The 16,099-nt window shown below is 56.7% G+C and carries 16 protein-coding genes; 9 read left to right on the top strand and 7 right to left on the bottom strand.

From position 1 onward, the window contains the following. Positions 1-42: 42 nt before the first annotated feature. The gene (locus K0J45_RS18420; protein WP_220043608.1) at positions 43-393 is read left to right on the top strand and encodes a hypothetical protein; all 351 of its coding nucleotides are present in this window, start codon (positions 43-45) and stop codon (positions 391-393) included. On the opposite strand, the gene K0J45_RS18425 is transcribed toward K0J45_RS18420, so the two are convergent. From K0J45_RS18425 to K0J45_RS18435, 3 genes are all read right to left on the bottom strand, one after another. After that, the gene (locus K0J45_RS18425; protein ID WP_258406723.1) at positions 383-1,666 is read right to left on the bottom strand and encodes a hypothetical protein; all 1,284 of its coding nucleotides are present in this window, start codon (positions 1,664-1,666) and stop codon (positions 383-385) included. The genes K0J45_RS18420 and K0J45_RS18425 overlap by 11 nt on opposite strands. A gap of 83 nt (positions 1,667-1,749) precedes the next feature. Continuing rightward, entirely contained in the window at positions 1,750-3,168 is a 1,419-nt protein-coding gene (locus tag K0J45_RS18430; protein WP_220043610.1) for a tetratricopeptide repeat protein, read from the bottom strand. A gap of 47 nt (positions 3,169-3,215) precedes the next feature. Continuing rightward, positions 3,216-3,929 carry a hypothetical protein gene (locus tag K0J45_RS18435; protein WP_220043611.1) on the bottom strand — a complete coding sequence of 238 codons (714 nt, stop codon included), beginning with the start codon at positions 3,927-3,929 and terminating at the stop codon, positions 3,216-3,218. Positions 3,930-4,094: 165 nt separating this feature from the next. Here K0J45_RS18435 and K0J45_RS18440 point away from each other — a divergent pair, with 165 nt between their 5' ends. Together K0J45_RS18440 and K0J45_RS18445 are read left to right on the top strand one after the other, a co-directional pair. Next, a complete protein-coding gene (locus tag K0J45_RS18440) occupies positions 4,095-4,613 on the top strand; it encodes a DUF2780 domain-containing protein (protein ID WP_011867388.1) in 519 nt (172 codons plus the stop codon). A gap of 91 nt (positions 4,614-4,704) precedes the next feature. Next, positions 4,705-5,157: a tellurite resistance TerB family protein gene (locus tag K0J45_RS18445; protein ID WP_220043612.1), complete on the top strand. Its 453-nt coding sequence runs from the start codon at positions 4,705-4,707 to the stop codon at positions 5,155-5,157. A gap of 92 nt (positions 5,158-5,249) precedes the next feature. On the opposite strand, the gene K0J45_RS18450 is transcribed toward K0J45_RS18445, so the two are convergent. Next, positions 5,250-5,963 carry a class I SAM-dependent methyltransferase gene (locus K0J45_RS18450; protein WP_258406724.1) on the bottom strand — a complete coding sequence of 238 codons (714 nt, stop codon included), beginning with the start codon at positions 5,961-5,963 and terminating at the stop codon, positions 5,250-5,252. A 264-nt stretch (positions 5,964-6,227) separates the two neighbouring features. Between K0J45_RS18450 and K0J45_RS18455 the strand changes: the two genes are divergently transcribed. Next, positions 6,228-6,848, top strand: coding sequence for an energy transducer TonB (locus K0J45_RS18455; RefSeq protein ID WP_220043613.1), 621 nt, complete (start codon positions 6,228-6,230; stop codon positions 6,846-6,848). A 67-nt stretch (positions 6,849-6,915) separates the two neighbouring features. Here K0J45_RS18455 and yjeH read toward each other — a convergent pair whose 3' ends face one another. Continuing rightward, positions 6,916-8,175 (bottom strand): L-methionine/branched-chain amino acid transporter, encoded by a 1,260-nt coding sequence (gene yjeH, locus K0J45_RS18460; protein ID WP_220043614.1) that lies wholly within the window; start codon positions 8,173-8,175, stop codon positions 6,916-6,918. A 169-nt stretch (positions 8,176-8,344) separates the two neighbouring features. On the opposite strand from yjeH, the gene K0J45_RS18465 reads away from it, so the two are divergent. The 5 genes from K0J45_RS18465 to menE all read left to right on the top strand — a co-directional run bounded on the left by K0J45_RS18465 (position 8,345) and on the right by menE (position 13,939). Then, positions 8,345-8,773 carry an Lrp/AsnC family transcriptional regulator gene (locus tag K0J45_RS18465; protein ID WP_011867392.1) on the top strand — a complete coding sequence of 143 codons (429 nt, stop codon included), beginning with the start codon at positions 8,345-8,347 and terminating at the stop codon, positions 8,771-8,773. 99 nt (positions 8,774-8,872) lie between these two features. Then, positions 8,873-10,576 carry a 2-succinyl-5-enolpyruvyl-6-hydroxy-3-cyclohexene-1-carboxylic-acid synthase gene (menD, locus tag K0J45_RS18470; RefSeq protein WP_220043615.1) on the top strand — a complete coding sequence of 568 codons (1,704 nt, stop codon included), beginning with the start codon at positions 8,873-8,875 and terminating at the stop codon, positions 10,574-10,576. Further along, positions 10,576-11,373 carry a 2-succinyl-6-hydroxy-2,4-cyclohexadiene-1-carboxylate synthase gene (gene menH / locus K0J45_RS18475; RefSeq protein ID WP_220043616.1) on the top strand — a complete coding sequence of 266 codons (798 nt, stop codon included), beginning with the start codon at positions 10,576-10,578 and terminating at the stop codon, positions 11,371-11,373. The genes menD and menH overlap by 1 nt, the downstream gene beginning before the upstream one ends. Further along, positions 11,370-12,428, top strand: a complete 1,059-nt coding sequence (gene menC, locus K0J45_RS18480; RefSeq protein ID WP_220043617.1) for an o-succinylbenzoate synthase — start codon at positions 11,370-11,372, stop codon at positions 12,426-12,428. The genes menH and menC overlap by 4 nt, the downstream gene beginning before the upstream one ends. Before the next feature lie 8 nt (positions 12,429-12,436). Continuing rightward, positions 12,437-13,939, top strand: coding sequence for an o-succinylbenzoate--CoA ligase (gene menE / locus K0J45_RS18485; RefSeq protein WP_220045356.1), 1,503 nt, complete (start codon positions 12,437-12,439; stop codon positions 13,937-13,939). Between the two features lie 40 nt (positions 13,940-13,979). On the opposite strand, the gene rpoH is transcribed toward menE, so the two are convergent. Together rpoH and ftsX are read right to left on the bottom strand one after the other, a co-directional pair. After that, on the bottom strand, positions 13,980-14,837 hold the full coding sequence (rpoH, locus tag K0J45_RS18490; RefSeq protein WP_220043618.1) for an RNA polymerase sigma factor RpoH: 858 nt from the start codon (positions 14,835-14,837) through the stop codon (positions 13,980-13,982). A gap of 294 nt (positions 14,838-15,131) precedes the next feature. Beyond that, positions 15,132-16,097 (bottom strand): permease-like cell division protein FtsX, encoded by a 966-nt coding sequence (ftsX, locus tag K0J45_RS18495; protein ID WP_220043619.1) that lies wholly within the window; start codon positions 16,095-16,097, stop codon positions 15,132-15,134. Positions 16,098-16,099: the final 2 nt, after the last annotated feature.

A 16,099-nucleotide genomic window follows, 5' to 3' on the forward strand; every position in this document is an offset into this window, starting at 1 on the left:
CGAATATGGGCACAATCGAGCCATCGCCATGAAGGAGAAACTATGATTTATCATCAATTTCAACAGACGCCTTTCCAGCATAGGTTCTCGGGCACTAAAGGCTGGATGGCCTTCGCTATCGGTTTAGTTGTGATGACATTGGTCTTGCTAGCGCTTCCCTTTGTCATTCTTGTCGGCGCCTTAAGCTTCATCATCCTGAGCCTGTTTGGCCGGGTCTTTCTTAAGCGCCAGCTGGCCAAGTTCCGCCAGCAGGGGAATGCCGCCTTCGGCGGACAGACGCAAGGTTTTGACCAAAAGGGGTTTTCGTCGCGGCCGTTTGAGACCGCTTCGCCCTTTGGCAAGGCCCAATCCCCACGTCAGGGTCGCACCTTCGAGCACGACCCTAACGAATAATCTCGCTCGCCACCCTTGGCCTTGCGAGTAGAGCGGCAAACACTTCCCAGGCCTGTGAGTTATCACGGGCCTGATTTGTAACATACTCCCCAACGCTCGCCTCACCATGGTGATAGTTAAGTACATAGCTACGATTAGCCTGATAGAAACGCACCCGCTGCGCCGCTTTTTCTGGGGTGTAGAGGGCAAACTCAACCAGTAACCGCGCTGCTTCCTCGCGAGTTATCTCGCCGTCGATCAATTGCCTACACACCAAGGTATCCAGATTAGCCAGGGCTTTATAGGCTTCCATCACCTCATGATAATGCTGCAGATCGCCCTTTATCCCCGCCATGGGCATCAATACCCGCTGCTCGAAATTGATTCTCTCCTCCTTAGTCATCAGCAGCGATAGGCCATAGTTGGCACTACCCTCGGAGAGAAACGAGATGGGACTATAGAGGGGATAGATGGCATATTCCCACCAGCCAAGCCCCTTCACCAGTTCACGTTCCTGCAGCAGGTTAAACACGTGATGACCAGGATAACCCTCGTGACTGGCCAGCTCCAGGGCGCGCTCAAGATGCAGAGGATGGTCTTGATTGAGCTGGATCAGGCTGGTGTAATTTCCTTGATACCAGTTGTAGGCGGTCCAGATCTTGTCTTTGACGAACTCGACCCTGAACTGCTCCCCTTCCGGCAGAGGCAGATGACGCTTTGTCAGCAACCTCGCCTGCTCCACTGCGGCGGTGAACACCTGAGGCACTCTGTCTGCCGGCACGATAAACTGACGCCGGTAAACGTCAAAGCGTTTGGCCAGAGTGCCCTCTCCGGGCAGCAGGCTATCGATTATTGCGAGCACCTCACTGAAGTCACTCAGATCCAGTTTGGGCACCAGGGTATCGTAGAGTAGCCGCGACTCGGCATCGAAACTAAACTTCTGACCCATCAGGCATTTCAGGTAACCTGCCACAGCGCCGAGCTGTTTGCTCAGGAAGCCATGACGATCCCTAAGGAGCTGACAGGGCAGGTCCTGACCAGCATTAACGAGCCCTGCCATAAGTGAAGCACAGCGCGAAGCCAGCTCTGGCAGGGGCAGCATTGAGGCTTCGGCCTGCCACAGAGCGGGACCATAATAGGCATCCACATAGAGGGGCTCATGATGGCCAATAGCCAACACCAGCTTAACGTATTCTGCGGCGTGTTGGTTGAGAGTGTCGTCGTGCTCGGCGCACTGCGTCAAACAAGGTGTCTGATGGCAGAGATGGCAGCGAATAGGTTGGATTTGTGACAAGGCGACTCCACACCGACTGAGAACAGAGGCGCACATTTAGCCACAAATGGATATTGTATGCAATGATTGTTAATTGTTAGCTATTAGGCGGGATTGCTCAACAGTTCCCGAGCGCGCTGCAGAGCTCTCTGCTCCTCGGCGTCTTGGGTGACACTCAGAACCTTATCGATCTGCAGAGACAGCGACTCCCACAGCGGGGCTATCACCTCACGTTCGCGTTCATTGCCACGCTGGCGCGCCATCTTCAGCAGCGCCGCCGAACCCACAACGTCGATGCGTCCCAATATACCGTCGGCCAGGGCGATGCTCAGCTCTATCATGGCCGGCACGCTGTGGCCATATTTCACCGCCTCTCTCAGGTAGCGCTCCGCCAGAGAGAAGTCATTGCCCAGGGCATTCTCGTTGTTGAGCATCTGCTGGGCACAATGCAGCATGGCATCGAGTTGCCCCTGCTCCGCGGCCTCGGCCATCCACTGCTCGCTGGCCAGGGGATCGGCCTCACAGCCCTCGCCCCGCGCCAACATGAGCGCCAGGTGATACTGGGCATGGGGGAATCCGGCCTGAGCGGCACTGGAGATATAGTGAAACGCCTGGGCATAGTTGGCCTGCTGATAGTAGAGCACACCCAGGTTCGCCATGGCTTCCGACTGCTCGCGATCCGCCGCCGCCTGCAGGTAACGATAAGCCAGCTGAGTATCTATGCTGATCTGCTCGCTGCCCACCAGATAGAAATAGCCCAGCAGGGCCATGGCATTCACCACCCCGGCCTTGGCCGCCGCTATGATGGCGCTCTCGCCCGCCGCCACGTCCGCCTTGCCGGCATAGCCGTGCAGCAGACTCACGCCATGTTCATATTTCGCCTCGGGTAGATGGGGCGCGGCCAGAGCAAACCAGTGGGCCGCCTGCTTAAAGTTGGCCTCACTCTGAGGGTCAAGTTCTTGCTCCGCCTCGTCATGCAGGGCCTGCTCTTGCTCTTTCTGCATCAGGGCGCGGGTCTTGAGCGACATGCCCACCAGATACTGCGCCTGAGGATCGTTTTCCATCACGGCCCGGTAGCAGAGATCCCGCCCGGCGAAGGCATCGAAAGGCTCGAAGCGATACTCGGGGGCTGGCCCATTGCAGAGCAGCGGATAAAGATCTTCCACCAGCTTGACCAGACGTTCGATAGCCTTCTCGGCCAGCTGCTCGAGTGCCTCGGCGGTGAGGTGATATTTCTCGGGATGGGCCCCACGGTTGCCGTCACTGCGCAGCCTGTGCAAGGCGCGGGTCAGGCGCACGTTGATCACCCGCTGACGGTTGAGCAGTTCGATACGGTCGTAGAGGTTGGGGCTGTCGAAAACCAGCTGCTGGGACGCCGCCAGCTTATCGGTCAATCTATGGGTGAAGCTACGCACGTGTAGCAGTGCCTGGGTCGGCACGTCACGCACATAGCTCTTGGCCACACGGTAGTCTTCACCCAGGTCGTGCGAAAATTGGCTAACCAGTTCGATATCGCTGAGCAAGGTGAGGACTCCGTCTGTGCTGGATTAAAAGGCGCTGCTCTTTAGGATCACACCTGCTCGTCTATGTTGGGACGCGACACCATGTAGAGACGGAACAGGGCGACGTTGACGAACAGGCCGAAGAAGGCCACCAGCACCTCGACCACCAGTACCAGCGGGAAGCCTACGGATTGTGCCAGGCTAGACAGGGTACCGCCGATAAGCGACAGCGGAATATAGAGCATGAGTACCAGCAGGGTCTTAAAGGCGATAGGGCCACTGAACTTGAAGCTACCCTTGATCGCTTCCAGCGGCGTCAGACGCTCGACCACCACCATAAAGTTCACATAGGCCAGGCGAGCGAACACATAGATGCTGATCACCAGACCCACCAGCCAGATAGGACCAAAGGCGGCAAACAGCATCACAGGTGCCAAAATTGCCAGGCCAGAGAAGACACCGGCCAGCAGCAGCGGCGGCACGAAACTCAGACTGGTCTTAAGCAGTATGCCGGTCGACGGCTCATGCCCATGGGATCTCACCTCCATAAACAGCGTCAGGGCGGCGATAAGCAGTGAAAAGACCAACAAGAGCACCATCATAGCGATCATGTGGGGCACGCCAAACTGGGGATTCTCCAGATCTGCGCTATTGATCTCCATGCCTAACCACATCTGAATCCCCACCTGTAGGAACAAGATAGGCACGGTAAGTGCGGCTAACTGGCGGATATGGTTACGAAAGAAGTTATAAGCTTCGGTCAAAATCGCTGATAATGACATGTGACTTTCCATTAGATAGATATAAACCAACTTGTGAGTGCGACAGGATACCGAAATTTCGCCGCCAATGCACAACACATGTCTAAAAATAGATACAAACTTGTTGCCAGGCTAGGCTAGAATAGGTCGCCTATCTAGCACTTAATCACCATGGGATGGCGATTCATGAAATTATCCACTATCAGCGCGGTTATCTTAGGCTCATTACTGCTCAGCAGCCCGGCGTCGGCTGGCTGGTTTGACGACCTCACCAAGAAAGAAGAGGCGCCTCAGGTCGCCACCCAGACTCAAAACAACGATCTCGTTGGCACTGTGATGTCTCAGCTCGGTCTCAACCAGACCCAGGCGGAAGGTGGACTGGGCAGCCTGCTGTCGCTGGCAAAGACGACCCTTGGCGGCGACAGCTTCGGCCCTATCGCCGAGGCGATTCCTGGCATAGATGGCCTGCTCTCGGCAGCGCCGCAGCTCGACAGCGACTCTGGCATGTCGGGCCTACTCTCTAAGGCGGGCGATCTTGGCAGCTCACTTCAGGGTGGCGCCCAGGTCTATGATTCTTTTGAGAAGCTTGGCATCTCCAAGGAACTGGCTAAGCCTATGGTCGATATCGTTAAGGGGTATCTCGACGCCAACGCCGGCGCCGGTACCACAGATCTGCTGATGCAGGGACTAGGCGCCCTGCTCTAAAGCCTCGATGAAACAGAGTTCATCTACACAAGATGAACTCTGTCCTTTCCTGGGACTCTAACTTCTACCCAAGTCTTGAAAGGTATGCGCGATGATCGCCAAGCTAAAGCAATTTCTCACCGCCCAGACACATGCAGAATCTCCCGAGGAGAAGGCCAAACACTTGCATTTGGCCGCCGCTTGTCTACTGCTGGAAGTGGTCTACGCCGATCAGACCCTGGATGAGCAGGAAGCCGCGCTGCTGCCAGAGCTGCTCACCTCGGCGCTATCGCTGAGCATGCAGGAGGCTCAGGCGCTAATTGCCGAGGCGAAACAGGTGCAGGGCAATGCCACCTCACTGTTTGAATTTACCAAAGAGATCAACGACCAGTGCACGCTGGAGCAGAAACAGCAGCTGATCCTTGCCATGTGGACCCTGGCCTACGCCGATGGCAACCTGTGCCGCTATGAAGATCAGATCATCCGCCGCACCGCCGAACTCCTCTACCTCAAGCACAGCGAACTGATCCAGCTGAGAAACGCCGCCATCAACAAGACGCGCTAGGGTTGCCTACTCGCAATCTCAGCACCCAGCTTTCAAACTCGCTCTCAAACTCGCTCTCAAAAGCTAAGGCTTCACGAACTAAAGCTTCACAACTAAGGCTTCACAAACTTAAGCACGTAACGGCTGGTCTTGCCGCGCACCGCCTCATCGAAGGCCGACAGCGTCAGCTTATCCTCTGGGTTTTCCAGCACAGCCAGACTCCCTTGCAGTTTAAATCCGGCCGCCTCCATGGCATCTACCACATGACGCTTGGCCAGACGGTGCAGCTCATGGGCCGTGTTGATGTCACTTTCCAGTGCGGCGTCGTGATCGATAATCGCCACGGTACCGCCGGGTTTCAGGCTGGTAAACATCTGCTGCAATAGCCTTTCCCTGTCGATGGCCGGCCAACCTGGTTCGTGATAATAGGTGTCGTGAAAGCCCAGAATGAAGAAGATGCGGTCAAAGCTCGCCGCGGGCAGTTGCAGCTCGTCGGCTTCGCTGATAATCACTTCGGCATTGGGCAGACGCTCTTGATAGTGGCGCTCGGCCAGATCTTCCTTGGCAAAGGGCAGATAGGCCTGATTATTGTGTACCAACACACTGCCCTGCTCGCCCACCACTCGGGCCAGCAGCTCGCTGTAGTAGCCACCACCGGAGAAGAGATCGAGCACTCTCTGCCCAGGCGCCACCTCGAAGAAGTTCAAGATGGCCTCGGGATGCCGATTCCCGTCACGCGCCTTGTCACGGGGCAATCTGTCTTGACTGTCGACGGCCGCCCGTATCGCCGACGCGTCCTCTGCATAGCTAGAATTGATGCCACTCAAGATCAAGCCTCCCAATAGCGATAACACAACAAAATTAAAAGCCTTCACACCTAATCCCCAGTTCATCTGTTTCGCCCTAGGATAAACGCCAAATGTAAATTATTAGTTATACAAATGTAATTAAAAATATCTCAATTAGACCCGAAATCGATTTTTTATTAGCCAAGTCTAAAAAAGGGTGATAACCCTATAAGTTCGTTATTTACATTTGCTTACAAATAGGCGCTATAACTTGTAGCAAAGATAATAAGGTAAGGATGCTTTATGAAAGAAACTGCACTGTTAAAACGAACCTTTATCGCCATAGTCGGTGGCGTGATCACCCTTTCTCTGTTCGCTTTCATGGCCAAACTCATCGATAACGAACGGCCCACTCAAACATACGCCATTGCGACACCCGACCTAAACCTCTCCTTCGAGCCCAAACCGCCTGAAGAGAAGCAGCGCGAAACCATCATAGAACCTCAACAAGAGCCGCTTCAGCCCCCCAGACGGGTCGAGGGATTCGAGCAGAGTGAAACCAGCGAAACTGGAGTACTCCCGGGTGTCATCGAGATGCCTAAGGTCGTCAATACCACCCAAGACTCACGTGTGGTAAACGACACGAGCGATGCTCTGCCTATCATTCAGGTATCGCCTCAGTATCCCGTATCGGCTGCACAGGAAGGAAAGGAGGGCTATGTGCTGCTGGAGTTTGATATCTCAGCCAGTGGAGCGGTCGAGAACATCAAGGTAATTCAGGCCAAACCTAAGCGCATCTTCGACCGCGCGGCCATCAATGCGTTAAAGAAGTGGAAATACAAACCTAAGATGGAAGAGGGCCGGGTCACCCCACAAACCAAGCAGCAGGTACGACTCGACTTCAAGTTAGATCAACAGATCTGATGGGATTCACTATCAACCAAGGAGGCGGCTTAGGCTGCCTCCTTGCTCATTAAACCTTCTGCTTGGCCTAACCCGCTCGACAGGTCTGCTTACGCACTAGGTGAGTCTTCTGCCACCAGAGTAGCGGGGCCAGCACTGACACCAGCAGCAGGGCGTAAAGCATGTTGGCGCCCAGTGCCACGGCCATGGCGAGACAGAAGGCCACGCCCATGATCACCAGAGGCAGATAGCGCTTACTCAGCAGCCTGGCCGCCGCCAGCATGGAAACCAGATAGATGAGCACGAACACCCCATTGGTCCAGGCGATAAGATGTTCCAGCTCCTGGCCTAGCAGATAGGTCAGGCAGATAACCGTGGCCATGGTGATCAGCACGGCCACCAGCGCGCGTACCGGCACCCTGTGTTGATTGAGCTTGTCGAAATAACGGGGCAGCACGCCTTCACGGCTGAAACTCCAGATCAGCCTTGCCACACTGGCGGTATAGACGTTAACCGTGGAGAGCCCGCCGGCGATCCCCAGAATTCCTATCACCTGAGCGCCATAACCACCTAGCAGATGATCGAAGGCGGTCACCATGGCGAGCCCTTCGCCCTTAGGCACAAACAGCAGGAGCAAGGTGCAGGTGACATAGACCAGGCCCACCAAGATGGTGCCTATGATCATCGCCGGCAGCATATCTTTGTCCGGACGTTTGAAGTCGTTGGCCAGATGGGTCATCGCCTCGATACCGAGAAAACTCCAGAAGGCGATACCGGCCGCCGCCATCACCAGTCCCATATCGCTTCCCGCCTGGGGCGCCGCCAGCTCGAGATCGCCAAGCTTAGCACCACCGGCGCCGAACAGGATCACCACCACAGAGACGATGGCCAGGGTCAGGGCAAACTGCAACTTGGCCGATACCTGTATTCCCTTGAGGTTAAGCGCGAGCAGGAGCAGCAACAGCGCCAGCTCGGTCATCAACTGCTGCCAACCCACCAGGGGCACCAGGGCATTGATGAACTGGAAGGTCATCAAGATGGCGGCGGGCGTGCCTATTGGTACCACCAGGAGGAAGATGAGTCCGGTCGTGCGTCCGGCGGTGCGGCCGAAGGCCTTCTCGACAAAGTAGGCTGGGCCGGCGGCATGGGGAAATACCCCCGCCAGACGAGCAAATACCAGGGTCACAGGGATGATCGCCAGGGTGAGTAGTATCCAGGCTAGCAGGGCACCACTGCCCGCGGTGGCAATCGTCATCTCCGGCAGGATAAATACGCCTGTACCAAGCAAAGTGGTGGCCATCAGACCGGCACCTTGCCAGCGACCAATAGTACCGTGATTATGTTCCATCTTAGGTTCTGTTAGGGTTATCTATGGGGATAGTATAGACTTAGCGGGTCAAACAATCTGTCAAAGATTTCCGCCGAAACTCAAATTAGAGCCGACACTTTGACGGAATTTTATCAATTTGCCGACACTTTGTCGGTCATATGCTTGGTCAGATACCAGAGAGGACAGCTTGGACAAGTTTGATAAGGCCATCATCAACGCCCTGAGACAAGACGCCAGACAGAGTGTTTCCAGCATAGCCGAGACCGTCAGCCTGTCGCGCAGCGCGGTTTCTGAGCGGATCAAGAAACTGGAACAGACGGGGATCATCCGCGGTTATCAGGTGCTGCTCAGCGAATCTCAGAAAGAGGGGGTCTCCGCCTACTTCGAGATCCAACACCGCTGTCCCCGCTGCGCCGATGTGGTGCATGTGTTCCAGTCTATCCCCGAGGTGATCACCTGCCGCGGCATCACGGGCGACATGGATCTCCTGGTCTATGTGCAGGCCGACTCCATGCGCCGCCTGCACGAGATCCGCGAATATATCGACGCTCAGACCGACATCATCAAGCTCAAGACCCATGTGGTGATGAGCGAATGGATCGACAATCGCGGTTAGTCACAGGACGGAACATGGGTAACAGTTTAGGCCTGTGGTTTCCTTTACTATATGCTTAACGATAGACTATCGTTTAACTCTTTCATTGGTTAAACCATTATGCAGATTGAAAAAACCGCCGAATTGAACCTTCTTTGGGGCTCGCTAATCCTCGAAGAGCTGGCACGCCTTGGAGTGCAACATGTCTGCATGGCGCCCGGCTCTCGTTCGACCCCACTCACCCTGGCGGCGGCCAAACAGACCAAGCTCAAACAGCATCTTCATTTCGATGAGCGTGGCCTGGGCTTTCTCGCCTTGGGACTGGCCAAGGCCAGCCGCGCCCCGGTCGCCATCATCACCACCTCGGGCACAGCAGTTGCCAACCTCTATCCGGCCATAGTCGAGGCCTGGCTGACTCAGGTACCGCTAATCGTCTTGTCCGGCGATCGCCCGCCAGAGCTGCTGGGCTGCGGCGCCAATCAGGCGATCGTGCAGCCGGCCATCTTTGCCGACTATGCCAAACAGGTCAATCTGCCGACACCGGATATGGCGATACCGCCCCAGGCGCTGCTCACCCTGCTGGATGAGTCGGTCGCCAACGCCAAGGGGCCGATACACGTCAACTGCATGTACCGAGAGCCCCTCTATCCGGGTTCCATGAGCGCCGATTTCACCCACTACCTCAGCCCGCTGGGCAACTGGCAACATAGCGCCCTGCCCTATAACCAGTTTGCCGACGCCCAGCTTATCAGCGCGCCGACGCCCGATGCCCTGGCGCGCTTCGTTCATGGCAAGGGCGTGATCATCGCGGGCACCCTGGCGCCCGAACAGCAACCCGAGCAGCTTATCGAACTGGCGCAGAAGCTCGGCTGGCCGCTGCTGACCGACGCCCAGTCTCAGCTGAGGCAACATGGCGCAGCCATCGGCAACATAGATCAACTCCTGCTGCAACCCAAGGCCAAGGCCCTGCTACAGGAAGCCGACACTGTGCTGGTGTTCGGCGGTCGCCTGCTGTCGAAACGTCTGATTAGCTATCTTAGCGAGCAGAAATGGAAACGTTACTGGCAGGTGCTGCCCCAGCAGACCCGGCTCGATCCTAGCCATAGTGCCAAGCAGGTGTGGATAAGCCCACTTGCGGCCTTTGCTCAACTGCCCTGGCCGAGATCCTCCGAGGCCAACTGGGCGCTGCAACTGATTGAGGCCAACGAGCAACTGGCCACCCTGTTCCAGCAACAGATTGACGACGCCGAGTTTGGCGAGGCCCAGGTGGTGCGCACCATCGCCGGGCGCGGTGAGCAACAGCTATTTATCGGTAACAGCCTGCCGGTGCGCCTCTACGACATGTACGCCCCCATCACCCCCATCGCGCCTCGCGTCTTTACAAACCGCGGCGCCTCGGGCATCGACGGCCTGCTGGCCACCGCCTGCGGGATAGCGGCCCACAAGGCCAGTCCGACCACGCTTGTCATCGGCGATCTGTCACAGCTGCACGACCTCAACTCCCTGGCGCTGGCGGCGAAGCAACAGGGCACCTTAGTGATCGTCATACTCAACAACGACGGCGGCAACATCTTCAACCTGCTGCCCGTGCCCGACGAGAAGCTACGCAGTGGATATTATCGTCTGGCCCACGGCCTGGAGTTTGGCTATGGCGCGGCCATGTTCGGCCTGCCCTACAATCGCGTCGAGGATATCGTGAGTTTCAACGAGGCATACGGCGACGCCCTCGCCTACCCGGGCGCCTCAGTCATCGAGGTCTGTGTGGCGCAGGATCAAGCCAGCGAACAGATCGCCCGCCTCGCCGCCTGGATCAAGCAAAGCTAATGCTGGCCTACCGATGCGATGGCGACAGCCAAAGGCCCGTCTTAGTCTTATTGCATGGGCTGCTGGGAGATAAAGATGACTGGCAGGCCATCCTCCCTAGCCTCAGTCACCATTTCTGCTGTATCGCACTGGACCTTCCAGGTCATGGCGCCAGCCCGGCGCTGGAGGACGATCCAGGCTCGTCAGGCTTTCAGCGGGTCGTGACCCATATCCTCTCGACCCTGGACGAGCTAAAGGTAAATCGCTTTCATCTGCTGGGGTATTCCCTGGGCGGCCGCATCGCCCTGCATCTGGCCCAGCATCTTGCAAAACGGGCGCCCGAGCGTCTGCTCAGCCTACATCTGGAATCTTGTCACCCAGGGCTTAGCAATGACGAAGAAAGAGCCCAGCGGCTGGAGCAGGACAGGCGCTGGCAGCAAAAGTTACTGTCATTGCCCATCACAGATTTTCTCGCCCTCTGGTACAGGCAGGGGGTGTTTGCCTCCCTAAGCGACATGCAGCGGCAGAGGCTCATCCAGAAGCGGGCCCATAATAGTCCCGAGGCGCTGGCCAGCATCTACCTGCCCACCTCTCTGGGTCAGCAGGCGGATCTGGCGCAGTTACCCAGTGAGCAGGCGCTTCCCTGGCACTACTATGTCGGCCTGCAGGACAATAAGTTTCTCGCCTTGGCGAGCGCCTGGCAGGCGAGACAGGGAATATCCCTCACCAAGCTGCCGGGATCCGGACACAACGTGCATCTGGCGCAGCCAGAGGCCTTCTGCGATGCCCTCATCGCTAATCTCAGGATACAAGCATGATACTCAGCCAACTCAGCCTCTATCGCTATCAGATCCCCTTGGACAAGCTGCTGCCGGTGGGCAAGCAGCGTATCGACAACCGTCAGGGGCTGGTCCTCAGAGCCAGCGCGGTAAACGAGCAGGACGAATCTGTCACAGCCGAGGTAGAGATTGCCCCCCTGAGCGGCCTGGATGTGGACGAACAGCCCCTCAAAGGCTTTAGCCAGGAGTCGCTGAGCCAAGTGGTCGACCAACTCATGCCCCAGCTGGATGAGCTGATAAACCAACCGGTCGACGAGCTGGCAAGACTGGCCCAGGAGACACAACTTCCCGCCTTGGCATTTGGTCTGTCGCTGCTTCACGCCAGACTCTCGGGACGATTGCCTGCCGCCCGGCGAGGCGCGCGCACCATCCCCCTCATCTATCAGGCTCAGGATGAATCGCCCCAGGCGCTGGATGCCCGCATCGATGCCCTGGAAAACTCTACTCATGCGGTGAAGGTCAAGGTGGGACAGACCTCCATGGAGCAGGAGGTTGCCATGATCCATCGCATCCTGGCCCGTCGCCCCGATCTCAAGCTAAGGCTGGACGCCAACCGTTGCTTCTCCCTGGAAGCGGCAATCGACTTTCTCGCCTGTCTGCCATTGGAGGCGATCGAATATATCGAGGAACCTTGTGAAAACCCGGGCGATAACACGACCCTGTATCAGGCCTTAGGCGTGGGATTTGCCTTGGATGAGACCCTCAGTAGCCCAGGTTACCGATTTACCATAGCGCCGGGGCTCAGCGCCCTCATCGTCAAGCCGATGATCTTAGGCTCGCTGGCGGATCTTCAGGCCCTGACCCAGGAGGCCCACGAGGCGGGCGTGCGGGTGATCCTCAGCGCCAGCCTGGAAGCCAGCCTAGGCATCAATGCACTGAAAGATCTCAGCGAGGCCTTGACCCCGGATGAGGTGCCAGGACTGGATACCCTAAGCGCCTTTAGCGCCGATCTGCTGGTATCTACGGGAAAGAATCGCTGCCTTACGCTAGAAAACCTGATCTGCCTGAAACAGGTCTCCCGGGAGGCGGTTTGAAGCACAGCATGGGAATTAGCCAGGAAACTTGCCAGGAAAGCATAGACACCTCACCGCTGCACCTGATGGCGGCCAAGGCGCCCGGGCAAGTCGCCCTGCATCACTGGCATGATGGCGGCTATCGCGCCATCGACTATGCTCAACTCGCCCAAAGGGTGCGACAGTGCGCACGCCAGCTGCATGATCTGGGCGTAACATCAGGCGACAAGCTGGCCTGCGTCGACCAAAACTCTCTGGCGCTGGTGATCCTCTACTGGGCCTGCATCGATCTCGGCGCCATCTTCTGCCCGTTAAACCCAAGGTTTCCCAAGGCGCAGATCACTGCGATAGCCGAGCGCTACGGTTTTAACCATTTCTGGGCTGGCGAGACTTATCGAGAAATACTGCCGGAGCCAGGCCTGACGCTCAGCTTAGACGCCGAGGCGTCACTAGCCACGACTCGCGAAAGCAAGAAATCAACCAAAGCAGAAGCAACCAAAGCAGAAGCAATCAGGATAGACACGGCGCGGCCCTGCAACATCATACTCACTTCGGGCAGCAGCGGCATGCCCAAGGCCGCCGTGCACTGCCTCAATAATCATATCGCCAGCGCCCTGGGCTCGACCCAGAAGATCCCCCTAGTTCGCGGGGACAACTGGCTGCTCTCTCTGCCGCTGTTTCATATCGGCGGCCTGGCCATAGTCAATCGCTGCGTCTTGGCCGGCGCGGCCCTGACCCTGCCGGCGCCCGATCTGTCGTTGGCAAAGCAGCTCAATGCTATTCCCCTGACCCACCTCTCTCTGGTGGCCACCCAACTAGTGAGATTACTTAACGACGCCCCCGAGAGTCTCAAAGGGCTCAAGGCGCTGCTGCTGGGTGGCGGCGCCATAGATGAGCAGCTGATTAAACGCCTGACGCCGCTGGGCATTCCGGCCTTTACCAGTTACGGCATGACAGAGATGAGCTCGCAGATCACCACGGCCAGGGCCAATGCCCGGGGCAGTTGCGGCATAGCCTTGCCCGGACGCGAGCTGAAAATTGTCGATGAGGTGATCTATGTGCGCGGCGAGACACTGTTTCTCGGTTATCTGGGCGATAAACCGCCCCATGAGATCAGCAGACCGCTGGATGACGATGGCTGGTTCTGCACCCAAGATCGCGGCCAGTTCACGCCCAAGGGTGAGCTGCTCATACTGGGGCGCACAGACAACATGTTTATCTGCGGCGGTGAAAACGTGCAGCCCGAAGAGATAGAGGCAGTACTAAGAAGCTATCCCGGCATCGAAGAGGCGCTGGTGTTTGGCGTGTCCGACGAGGAGTTCGGCCTGCTGCCGGCGGCCATCATCAAGGGGGAAGTCGCATCGCTTGAGAAGCTCGAAGGGTTTCTCTGCCAGCATATCGCCCGCTTTAAACGCCCAAGGCGCTATTTCCCCTGGCCCGAGGTTGAGCAGACGGGGCTCAAGTTGCCCCGCAAACTCGTGATACAGGCGGTGGTCGAACGTCATGGATTAGCCACAAAAAAACCTGCTTGATAGCAGGTTTTTTCATTCTTAGTCATTCACACAAGGGGCGTTACATTTCCATGCGGCCCTTGAGCTTGTTCATCGCGTTCTTCTCAAGCTGCCTGATACGCTCGGCAGAAACTTGATAAGTGGCCGCCAGCTCTTGCAGCGTGGTCTTCTCTTCGTCTAACCAACGCGCCTGTAGAATATGCTGGCTACGCTCATCAAGAGTCTTGATGGCCGCCAGAAGACGGGTTTGGTTATCGGCTTCGAAGTTGTCGTTTTCGACCTGAGAGGCGATATCCGACGAATGATCCTCAAGGTAATGCACCGGGGCATAGTCCTGATCGTCATCGTTGTCGCTGGCCAGATCGAAGGCTGGATCCTGCGCCGCCATGCGTGATTCCATCTCAGTCACATCGCTCTTCGAGACGCCAAGGTTTTCGGCAACCATGGTCACCTCTTCATCGCTGAACCAGCCAAGACGTTTCTTAGCCTTACGCAGATTGAAGAACAGTTTACGCTGCGCCTTGGTGGTCGCGACCTTAACGATACGCCAGTTTTTCAGCACGTATTCGTGGATCTCGGCTTTAATCCAATGCACGGCAAACGAGACAAGACGTACACCCACATCGGGATCAAAGCGCTTTACCGCCTTCATCAGACCAATGTTACCTTCCTGGATCAGATCCGCCTGTGGCAGACCATAACCCGCGTAACCTTTGGCGACATGAATAACGAAACGAAGATGAGACATAATCAACTGCTTCGCAGCCTGAATGTCACCGGTCTCCTGCAGACGTTTCGCCAGCTCATACTCCTCTTTCGCCTCCAACATAGGAATGTTGTGCGCAGAATGGATATAAGCCTCTAAGCTACTGCTGCTTTGAGGTACCATTAGTGCCATTGATTGCGTTTGATTTGTCATTAACGCTCCTAACTTCTTATCTAGCTTAAATTTAACGCTTTGTGTGCTCAGCACCGCCTGAAAGCGGCATTCCGTGGGAGTATAAAGAAAGGGGATTACGCCCAGGGACAAGCTGATGAACTATTAACTATCTGACAGTCTATGTCAACACTCGAAGCTGAACAGGGTTTAATTTCACCCGATTCTATAGACATTGCAAGTGAAAATTAGTTCATAAATTCCCGGGAGTCCAACGTCCAAGCCAGCCTATTACTGCGGCGACAAATGCCAGGCTGAACCTGTGTGGCACAGCTCCTAGGAAGGCTCGATCGCCCTCAGGTGTTGACGCACAGACAGGTAGGAACCTAACCAGCCGAGGAAGGAGGCCAAGAGTATCAACTCGCCCAACTCGATCAGGGTTAGCGACTGCATCTCCAGCGTGCTGCCATAGAGGCCTAGAAGGCTCGCCAGCGCGCCGTCCAGATACCAGACCAACAGATTGATGATCACCCAGGCCAGTACGCCGCCGATCACCCCAAACCAGATCCCGGTATAGAGGAAGGGACGCTGAATGAAGGCCTCAGTGGCGCCCACCAGCTTCATCACCTCTATCTCGGTGCGGCGGTTCATGATCGCCAGACGTATGGTGTTACCTATCACCAGCACCACCGCCAACACCAGCAGGGCGGCGATAGCCATCACTGTGCGCTCAAGCAACCTCACCACGGCCTGCAGACGCTCCAGCCACTCGATATCCAGGCGACCAAAGCTTACTTCTGGCTCTAGCTCCAGCTTCTTCAGCAGCTCGCGGGCACCATTAGGGCTGGCGTGCTTGATGCTTGGGGTTACCGTGATCACCGCAGGTAGCGGGTTCTCATCCAGATAGGCCAGGGCCTCGCCGAAACCTGACAGGCGCTGAAACTCCTCCAAGGCCTTGTCACGGTCGATATAGCTGACGGCACTCACCTCTGGGTAGGCGCTGATACGGCTGATGAGGCTCTGTATGCTGCGCTCGCTGCGTCCCTCGTCGATAAACAGGGAGATCTCGGCAGCGCTGTTCCAGGACTGAGTAATTGTCTCGGCGTTTTTCACCAACACCTGCAGGGCCGCCGGCAGGCTAAGGCTTACCCCCAGCACAGCCATGGTCATCAGCGAGGAGACGGGATTGCGCCACAACTCCCCCATGCTGCCCATGGCATGTTGAATGTGACGGATGAAAAACATCACGATACGACCGCTGATAGGCAGCTTACTGCGCACCAATTGAGGTTGCTGACTCATCT

The sequence above is a fragment of the Shewanella alkalitolerans genome (genome assembly GCF_019457575.1).
Classification (GTDB): Bacteria; Pseudomonadota; Gammaproteobacteria; order Enterobacterales; family Shewanellaceae; genus Shewanella; species Shewanella loihica.

Excerpts from the sequence above, each read along its gene's own strand:
- K0J45_RS18420 (WP_220043608.1), top strand. The coding sequence starts at position 43 with ATGATTTATCATCAATTTCAACAGACGCCTTTCCAGCATAGGTTCTCG.
- K0J45_RS18435 (WP_220043611.1), bottom strand. The coding sequence starts at position 3,929 with ATGTCATTATCAGCGATTTTGACCGAAGCTTATAACTTCTTTCGTAAC.
- K0J45_RS18440 (WP_011867388.1), top strand. The coding sequence starts at position 4,095 with ATGAAATTATCCACTATCAGCGCGGTTATCTTAGGCTCATTACTGCTC.
- K0J45_RS18445 (WP_220043612.1), top strand. The coding sequence starts at position 4,705 with ATGATCGCCAAGCTAAAGCAATTTCTCACCGCCCAGACACATGCAGAA.
- K0J45_RS18455 (WP_220043613.1), top strand. The coding sequence starts at position 6,228 with ATGAAAGAAACTGCACTGTTAAAACGAACCTTTATCGCCATAGTCGGT.
- yjeH (WP_220043614.1), bottom strand. The coding sequence starts at position 8,175 with ATGGAACATAATCACGGTACTATTGGTCGCTGGCAAGGTGCCGGTCTG.
- menD (WP_220043615.1), top strand. The coding sequence starts at position 8,873 with ATGCAGATTGAAAAAACCGCCGAATTGAACCTTCTTTGGGGCTCGCTA.
- menH (WP_220043616.1), top strand. The coding sequence starts at position 10,576 with ATGCTGGCCTACCGATGCGATGGCGACAGCCAAAGGCCCGTCTTAGTC.
- menC (WP_220043617.1), top strand. The coding sequence starts at position 11,370 with ATGATACTCAGCCAACTCAGCCTCTATCGCTATCAGATCCCCTTGGAC.
- menE (WP_220045356.1), top strand. The coding sequence starts at position 12,437 with ATGGGAATTAGCCAGGAAACTTGCCAGGAAAGCATAGACACCTCACCG.
- rpoH (WP_220043618.1), bottom strand. The coding sequence starts at position 14,837 with ATGACAAATCAAACGCAATCAATGGCACTAATGGTACCTCAAAGCAGC.
- ftsX (WP_220043619.1), bottom strand. The coding sequence starts at position 16,097 with ATGAGTCAGCAACCTCAATTGGTGCGCAGTAAGCTGCCTATCAGCGGT.